Origin of the sequence: Acinetobacter sp. AOR34_HL (assembly GCF_027854795.1) — a bacterium.
GTDB classification, from domain to species: domain Bacteria; phylum Pseudomonadota; class Gammaproteobacteria; order Pseudomonadales; family Moraxellaceae; genus Acinetobacter; species Acinetobacter junii.
The window spans coordinates 42,834-51,602 of record NZ_JAKTID010000008.1; the positions used below are offsets into that span (position 1 = coordinate 42,834).

At 38.0% G+C, this 8,769-nt stretch carries 8 protein-coding genes; 5 read left to right on the forward strand and 3 right to left on the reverse strand.

Annotated elements, in window-relative coordinates; all coding sequences use genetic code 11:
• Positions 1-106: 106 nt before the first annotated feature.
• Complete coding sequence (locus MKL32_RS01055) at positions 107-991, forward strand: MBL fold metallo-hydrolase (RefSeq protein ID WP_270900077.1); 885 nt, start codon at positions 107-109, stop codon at positions 989-991.
• Positions 992-1,037: 46 nt separating this feature from the next.
• Here the strand turns inward: MKL32_RS01055 and dnaK are convergent, their stop codons facing one another.
• The 3 genes from dnaK to MKL32_RS01070 all read right to left on the reverse strand — a co-directional run bounded on the left by dnaK (position 1,038) and on the right by MKL32_RS01070 (position 4,729).
• On the reverse strand, positions 1,038-2,981 hold the full coding sequence (gene dnaK, locus MKL32_RS01060; protein WP_004914462.1) for a molecular chaperone DnaK: 1,944 nt from the start codon (positions 2,979-2,981) through the stop codon (positions 1,038-1,040).
• 149 nt (positions 2,982-3,130) lie between these two features.
• Positions 3,131-3,676, reverse strand: a complete 546-nt coding sequence (grpE, locus tag MKL32_RS01065; protein WP_004914460.1) for a nucleotide exchange factor GrpE — start codon at positions 3,674-3,676, stop codon at positions 3,131-3,133.
• Positions 3,677-3,835: 159 nt separating this feature from the next.
• Positions 3,836-4,729: a LysR family transcriptional regulator gene (locus MKL32_RS01070; protein ID WP_004914457.1), complete on the reverse strand. Its 894-nt coding sequence runs from the start codon at positions 4,727-4,729 to the stop codon at positions 3,836-3,838.
• Between the two features lie 108 nt (positions 4,730-4,837).
• On the opposite strand from MKL32_RS01070, the gene MKL32_RS01075 reads away from it, so the two are divergent.
• The 4 genes from MKL32_RS01075 to MKL32_RS01090 all read left to right on the forward strand — a co-directional run bounded on the left by MKL32_RS01075 (position 4,838) and on the right by MKL32_RS01090 (position 8,425).
• On the forward strand, positions 4,838-5,692 hold the full coding sequence (locus MKL32_RS01075; RefSeq protein ID WP_125318433.1) for an MBL fold metallo-hydrolase: 855 nt from the start codon (positions 4,838-4,840) through the stop codon (positions 5,690-5,692).
• 389 nt (positions 5,693-6,081) lie between these two features.
• Positions 6,082-6,318, forward strand: coding sequence for a hypothetical protein (locus MKL32_RS01080; RefSeq protein WP_004914451.1), 237 nt, complete (start codon positions 6,082-6,084; stop codon positions 6,316-6,318).
• 357 nt (positions 6,319-6,675) lie between these two features.
• Positions 6,676-7,746: an alpha/beta hydrolase gene (locus tag MKL32_RS01085; RefSeq protein WP_213071296.1), complete on the forward strand. Its 1,071-nt coding sequence runs from the start codon at positions 6,676-6,678 to the stop codon at positions 7,744-7,746.
• Positions 7,747-7,876: 130 nt separating this feature from the next.
• Entirely contained in the window at positions 7,877-8,425 is a 549-nt protein-coding gene (locus MKL32_RS01090; protein WP_125318435.1) for a peptidylprolyl isomerase, read from the forward strand.
• Positions 8,426-8,769 lie beyond the last annotated feature (344 nt).

Sequence of the window (8,769 nt, forward strand, 5' to 3'; positions counted from 1 at the left end):
AGTAGCACTACTGTAAAAGAGTGGATTAAGAAAATATATCATTGTGTTTAGGCTTTTGCTTTAATAACGCAATACTTGGAATGATAAAAATAATCAAGGAATGCAGATGCGCAACTATTTATTAAAAGTACCTGATCACCAGTGGAATGCGAGTTCACCAGCAAAAAGTAGTTTCCAAAATTTAAAGATTCAATACTTGGGAACAGCAGGATTTATACTTTCAGATCAACATCGAACTATAGTTTTGGATCCTTTTATTAGTCGTCCGAATTTTTGGCAAACATTCACGCAACCTTTGCTCAGTGACCCAACTTTAGTCAACAAATATATTCCAAATGCCGATGACGTGTTAATTGGGCATGCGCATTACGATCATATCTTGGATGCACCAGAGGTATGTAAACAAACAGGTGCACGCCTAATTGGTTCTCAAGCAACCTTAATGTATGGACGATCAGCAGGTTTGTCTGAATCGCAAATGCTTGAAACAAAGGGACGGGAAGTCATTGAATGTGGGCAATGGCAAGTTGTTGGACTGCCGTCGATTCATGGCAAAGCATTGTTTGGTCGGGTGCCATTACCAGGGGATATGACTACACCGCCACCTTATCCACCGAAATTTCATCACCTACGGCATGGTCAAGTGTTTAATTGGTGGATTAATACGGGGTATCTTCGCGTTGTACACATTGATTCAGCTGATTTTATTGAACAAGAATTACAAGGTAGGCAAGCAGATATAGTCTGTTTATGTGCGATTGGACGCAAATATCGCCCGAACTATGTCAAAGATGTCGTGCGCTTGCTGAAACCTAAATACATTATTCCATGTCATTGGGATACGATGCTGACGCCTATTGATCAATTACCTAAATTATTACCTGGTGTGAATATCCCTGAATTTTTAGAAGAAATAAAAGCTTCTGGAGTCGAACCATTATTTATGCCGATTTTAGGTGAACTATATTTCGATCAAAATAATGAATCTTAAAATAAAAAAAACCGCGCTTTCGCGCGGTCTTTTTTAAAGAGACAAATTATTTTTTGTCATCTTTAACTTCTGTGAACTCAGCATCTACAACGCCATCGTCCGCTTTTTGTTGTTGACCAGCATCACCACCTTGGAATGCATTTGGATCAAAACCTTCTGCGCCGCCAGCACCTTGCGCTTGTTCATAAGCACGTTGAGTGATTGGCATCAAGATGTTTTGTAAAGCTTCAGTTTTTGCTTTGATGTCTTCAACATCATTTTCTTTAGTTGCTGCTTCAAGCTCAGAAACCGCAGTAGCGATTGCAGTTTTTTCATCTTCAGTCACTTTGTCACCTAGATCTTTAACTGCTTTGTTTGAGCTAGATACTAAAGCATCTGCTTCGTTACGAGCTTTCGCTAACTCTTCAAATTTGCGGTCTTCTTCAGCATTCGCTTCAGCATCTTTAATCATTGCTTCGATTTCAGCATCAGACAAACCTGAGTTCGCTTTAATCTGGATTGATTGCTCTTTACCAGTGCTCTTATCTTTAGCCGATACTTTTAAGATACCGTCAGCGTTGATGTCGAACGATACTTCAATTTGCGGTACGCCACGTGGAGCAGGTGGGATATCGCCTAATTGGAAGTTACCCAACAATTTGTTTTGTTGAGCCATTTTACGTTCACCTTGGTAAACCGAAATATCTACAGCAGGCTGGTTGTCAGCAGCAGTAGAGAACACTTGTGATTTCTTCGCAGGAATCGTAGTGTTCTTCTCAATGATTGGTGTTAATACACCGCCCATTGTTTCGATACCTAAAGTTAATGGTGTTACGTCTAATAAAAGAACGTCAGTTTTGTCACCAGACAATACTGCACCTTGAATCGCAGCACCGATTGCAACCGCTTCATCAGGGTTGACGTCTTTACGTGGCTCTTTACCAAAGAATTCTTGTACCTTTTGTTGTACAAGTGGCATACGAGACTGACCACCAACTAAAATTACGTCAGAGATGTCTGAAGTCGAAAGACCAGCATCTTTAAGCGCGATTTTGCAAGGCTCGATTGTACGAGCAACTAAATCAGCAACTAAACCTTCAAGTTTTGCACGCGTTACATTGATCACCAAGTGTTTAGGACCAGTTGCATCAGCAGTGATGTATGGAAGGTTGATTTCAGTTGCATTTGATGAAGAAAGCTCGATTTTTGCTTTTTCGGCAGCTTCTTTCAAACGTTGTAACGCCAGTGGATCATTTTTCAAGTTCACACTTTGTTCTTTCTTAAATTCTTCAACCAAGAATTCAATTAACGCGTTATCAAAGTCTTCACCACCAAGGAAAGTATCACCATTTGTTGATAACACTTCGATTTGCTGGTCGCCATCAAGGTCTGCGATTTCAATGATTGATACGTCGAATGTACCACCACCTAAGTCGTAAACTGCAACTTTACGGTCGCCTTCTTTCTTATCCATACCGAACGCAAGCGCCGCAGCCGTTGGTTCGTTAATGATACGTTTAACATCAAGACCTGCAATTTTACCCGCATCTTTAGTTGCTTGACGTTGCGCATCGTTAAAGTAAGCAGGAACGGTAATTACCGCTTCAGTAACGGTTTCACCTAAATAGTCTTCTGCAGTTTTCTTCATCTTTTTCAAGATTTCAGCCGACACTTGTTGTGGTGCCAATTTTTTATCGTTAACTTCAACCCAAGCATCACCATTGTCTGCTTTGATGATTTTATAAGGTACAAGACCGATATCTTTTTGTACCGCTTGGTCTTCATAACGACGACCGATTAAACGCTTAATCGCGAATAATGTATTTTTCGGGTTGGTTACAGCCTGACGCTTAGCACTTTGACCCACTAAGATCTCGCCATCTTTATAAGCGATGATCGATGGAGTTGTACGTGCGCCTTCAGCGTTTTCGATTACTTTTACTTTATCGCCTTCAAGTACAGCAACACATGAGTTGGTAGTACCTAAGTCAATACCAATAATTTTCGCCATTTGGTGTGTTCCTCTAAAATTTTGTTGCAATGTTTTGCTTGTTATTCGATATGAGAGTCAATCGGTTTTTTTCAAGCATTTTTATGAAAAAAAATCAAAAAACTCTCAAATTCCTCCATTTTTGAGCAAAAAACGCTTGCTCACACGCATTATTGACCCACCATCACCATCGCAGGACGAAGTAAACGTCCATTCAGGGTATAGCCTTTCTGCAACACCGTACCAATCTCATTGGCCTTGGCATTTGGATCGATACCTACCGCTTGGTGTAAGTCAGCATTGAAGCCATTTTGGGTATTCGCCTCAACCACGCCAAATTTTTCCAGTGTGGTCAAAAGGGATTTTAGGGTCAATTTCACGCCTTCGAGTACAGGTGTTTGTTCATCACCAGCGGCTTGAATCGCACGTTCAAGATTGTCGACTGAATCCAACAACTCTTTAGCAAATTTCTCAAGAACGGTATCTTTGTGTTTTTCCGATTCACGCTGGATACGTTCAACACTCTTTTGTGCTTCGTACACGGCATTTGCGGTACGGGCTTTTTCAAGTTTCAAGCTTTCTTCGAGTTTGGTGATTTGCGCTTGTAAATCTTCAACGCTAAGCTCGTTTGCTTGCTCTACACCTTCAGCTTGAGTTTGTTCAGTTTGTTGCTCATTTTGAATGTCTTGAGCTTGCTCATTTTGCTCATTAGCCATTGATGATCTCCGTTGAAAAAAGTTCTTAAACATGTACAGTCCTTTTGGCGTGAATGCTCATAGGGTTAAACCCGAACTGCCACATCTTGTTCATTCATAGATAGGGATGAAGTATGGGCAACACGACAAAATTCAAGCGTTCAGGTTGATTTAAATCTTTTAATTTTGCTGATTTAAGTAAAAATTTAAGTTTTCGATGACAAAAGCAATAAATTCTTGTGTGATTTTCGGTAAATGTTGCCTTGATGCATAGACTAACGACAAGGTTAGGTCAGGTGCAGAAAAATCTGTAAATACCTGTTGCAAACGATGTTGTGCTATATCCTGACGCACCAATAGCGTTGGTAACATGGCAATGCCTTCTGCTTTGAGACACATTTGATAGAGCGCAATCACATCATTACTTTTAAACGTAACATTTAATGGATAATTCTGAGGTTGTTGATCTGTATCAAACAAAGTCCAATACTGATTATGCGTATGGTGGGCTATACATTCATGCTGAATCAGTTGGCTTGGGTGTGAAAGGGGAGTGTGATCTTGTAAATAATGTGGATGCGCACAAAAGATAGATTCAATATCACAAACAGGACGAGCAATTAAACCATCAGCAACTTTTTGTGTAATTCTGAGTGCAAGATCAAACTGAGCATCCATCAAATCAACCGTATTTTCAGTTAAATACACATCAAAATGAATGTGTGGATATAATTTTTTAAATTGCTTAATGCATTCATTTACCCCAAGTTGAAACAAAAATAAACCACAAGTAAAACGGATCGTACCACTATGCTGTTCAGGTGCAGCCAAACCTTCAAGCAACTGTTGCTGCTGTAAAATATTCTCACAATAGACCAAGGCTTTTTCACCCGCAGGGGTAAGAGAAACTTTACGTGTATTACGCTGAAATAGACGAGTAGAAAAGGTTTGTTCCAAGTGTTCAAGATAGCGTGACACCATCGCTTTCGAATAGTCTAAATGTTCTGCTGCTTTACTCAAATTGCCTTGTTGAGCAATGCATACAAAAACTTGAATGGCTTTTAAAGTATCCATATAGAATTCTTATTGTTGCAATTTATGCAACATTTTATCTTAATTTAGGGTGTTTATTTGGCAATAATTGCAACTTAAAGTGTTTCTTATCAGATAGGAGACATATTAATGAATATCAAATCATTCACACTTGCACTTACTGCATTAGCGGCAACATCAACAAGCTTTGCGCAGGACTTAAAAATTCAGAACTTCCTAGCAAAGCCTGAACATTTTGGCGTGACTTCAACATTAATCGAAGGTGACAAAGAAGTCTTACTGGTCAATGCGCAATTTTCTAAATCGGAAGCTTTACGTATTGCGGCAGATATTTTAGACAGCGGTAAAACTTTAAAAACAATTTTTGTCAGTTACGGTGACCCTGACTTCTATTTTGGCTTAGATGTATTTAAACAATATTTCCCAAATGTGCAAATCATTGCAACTCCTGAAACGGTAAAACATATTCAAGATACTCAGGCTTTAAAAGTTGCTTATTGGGGACCCAAAATGGTAGCCAATGCACCGAGTCAAATTATTGTGCCGCAAGCGTATACGGCTAAGACCTTAAAATTTGAAAATGAAAATATCGAGATTAAGGGAAAAAATGAGCTGACTTATTTGTGGATTCCAAGTGCTAAAGCAGTTGTAGGCGGTATTCCAGTCTCTTCTGGGATTCATTTATGGATGGCGGATACTCCTACAACAAAAGATCGTAACGAAGTGGTACAGGCATTAGAAAGTATCAAATCATTAAAACCGAATGTAGTCGTTCCTGCACATATGAAAGCGAGTGCAGCAGAAGGATTGGATGCAGTTAACTTTTCTATCGATTATTTGAAGCAATATGAGAAAGCAGCAAAAGTTACGAAAACATCGACTGATTTAATTCAAATGATGCAAAAAGAATATCCAACTTTAAGCGAATCAAGCAGTCTGGAATTAGGTGCTAAAGTGGTAAAAGGTGAAATGCAGTGGCCTTAAATTCGCTGTAAACGAAGAAAGCCGTGATTAATTTTCACGGTTTTTTTATTTTTAATACATCTATTGTTAACTCAAACTTTTTAATTGTAAGTTTTTAGCAGTGTTAATAGCACTTTGTATAAATGATAAATATTGAAGATAAGACTATATTTGTATGATCTGATCCGAATCGTATTGCAGAAAAATAATAAATTATAAATATTTAATCTAATTCAAAGAATTGCAAAATTAAGTGAATGCTCATCTAAACTGGTTTAATAAAAATTGCAAAACAATACGGCTTAAACAACAAACTGCAACCAATCCTCACCACGTTCATCGAAAAAATTGTGAATCATAGGCAACGCAAAGACAACTTTGCTTTTTGTCATAATGAAAGGAAATATACAATGAAAAAGTTAGCCCTAATCTCTATGGTTGTATCTGGTGTTGCATTCACAGCTGTAGGTTGTTCAACACAAGGTGGTCTTGATGCTTCTGGTTCAGCACAAACTAGCGTTAGCCCTTCAGGCGTACAAGGTGGCGTAGGTGTACAAGCGGGTTCATCTGTTGATGTTCAACCTGGTGGTGCTTCAGCAGGTGTTTCTGGTTCTGTTTCAGGCTCAGCAGATGCTTCGGCACAATAATTTCTTCGTTCTTGAGTAAAAGATATGATTAATTGGTGCGATAGATGCCCAATCCAATTGATCAAAATGTACTGCTATACATTGCATCAATTTACTTGTTAAGCACAAATGGATCTTGATCCAGAGGATGAGAGTGAATAGAAAAAATTCTCATCCTTCAATGACACTCATGAAGCATTTTTTGACATAGATTGGCAAAATAATCAGTTTGGATTAAGCAGAATAGTTAATGACTTTTTAAGCTTAGCTCTTTAGCGTACATCATATTTTTGAAATCTTGATCTTGATCTCTGGCTTTATAAAAGCATATAGTCGGAAAGAACAAGAATTATGAACAGCGCGATAAAGGGGACAAACGTGACAGCATTACCTCAGAAAATTCAAACAATTTTAGATAAAGGACTAGGTCCAGCTGCACGTGCATTAGATAAACTTCCCAAAATAGTTCAAGAATCTCTCGCAAAAGTTTTAGGTTATCCTTATCAATATCCTGACTTAGACGCCTTTACCAAGTGCTTAATGGCGGTGCAAATTAAACAAGGGCGTATAGGGTTTATCGGGGAAGATCCAATTGAATCACGCCGCCAGTTTGATGCACAAATGTTGGCTATCCTAAACAAAGCGACACAGATTGAATCGGTAGAAGACATTCGATTACCTTTACAAAGTGGAACAGTCTTCGCTAGACATTATCATCCTGCACCCAATAAAAAACTACCTATGATCTTGTTCTATCATGGTGGTGGTTTTGTGGTTGGTGGATTGGATACTCATGATGAGGTGTGTCGACTCATTGCCAAATATGCCAAAGTACAGGTATTAAGTATCGATTATCCACTTGCACCTGAAGCTTCTCCGCAACTTTTAATCAAATCATGTGAAGATGCATTAGCATGGGTCTATCAGAATCGCCGACAATTAAAGATTTATAAAAATAGAATTGCTGTTGCTGGTGATAGTGCCGGCGGAAATATCAGTACAGTCGTTGCACAACACACAGCTGGTAAATCTTATGCTCCACAAGCTCAATTACTTATATATCCAGTTGTAGACTTCAAAAGTAGACATCCATCATTTTATGCATATGGTGAAGGGTTGGTATTGACGAGTAAGGATGTTGATTATGTTACTCAGTATTATGCGACTCAACACAACATCGCTTTGGATAATCCACTGATCTCTCCAACCTATGGTAATTTGAGAAAGCTAGCACCTGCATATGTTATTACAGCTGGACATGACTTGCTTCATGATGAAGGGGAAATTTACAGCCATAAATTGAGACAAAGTGGAGTCAAAGTTCAATATGTAGATTATCCTGATCAAACACATGGATTTATCAATTTGACACCTATTTCTAGTAAGGCTAGGCGCAATACAATCGAAATAGCCAAGAACTTTAGAAAATTTTGGGATAAACATAGCTGATTCAAAAAATGCCGATGTTTCACGTGGAACATCGGCATCCTTTAATTAACAATTAGAAATAGCAAAATTATAGATAGAAAACTAAAATCGGTACCCATTCTAAATAGACTTTAAATTGAGAACAGTAATCATGAAAAAACTATTCCTCGCAACCAGTTTGGTTTTAGCAAGTAGTCAGCTATTTGCAAATACAATTATTGATATGAAAACCTCAATGGGGAATATTGAAATTGAACTTTTTAATGATAAAGCACCCGTATCAGCAAAAAATTTTGAGAGTTATGTAAAAAGTAACTTTTATGCTGGAACCATTTTTCATCGAGTCATCCCAGGATTTATGATTCAAGGTGGGGGGATGGATGCCAATATGATTGAGAAGGCAACTAAAGCTCCAATTATTAATGAGGCAAATAATGGTCTCAAAAATGCAAGGGGAACTTTAGCAATGGCACGCACGAATGATCCTAATTCTGCCACGAGTCAATTTTTTATTAATGTTGCTGATAATAGCTTCTTGAATCGTTCAGCTATGGATGCAGGTTATGCCGTATTTGGTAAAGTCACCAAAGGAATGAATGTTGTTGATAAAATCGTAAATGTGCCTACAGGTAATTATGGAATGCATCAAAATGTACCAAAGCAACCGATTAAAATTATCAGTGTGCAAATAAAGAAATAACGAATAAATTAAAAGAAAATCTAATTTATTTGTTTAAATTCAATATTTTAATGTGGTTTTCACTGTGTTTTTATGGGTGTTGTGGGTAAAAAAACAACACTCGTCACAATCTTTTTCTAAAAACACTTGCGCACCAAAAAAAACCTCCTATAATGCACACATCCCGACGCAATGAAGCAAATAACTTAGCTTTAAACGGTCAAGTTGATTAACTTTATTGTGTTGAATTTTTCACTGACGAGGTGAAAAAAGATCATTAAGAGAATAGAAGAACAACTTGTGTGGATTTTTACTGGTTGATCGATCGAATATATTTTCATTGATTGAATGGTAGAAATTTCTCG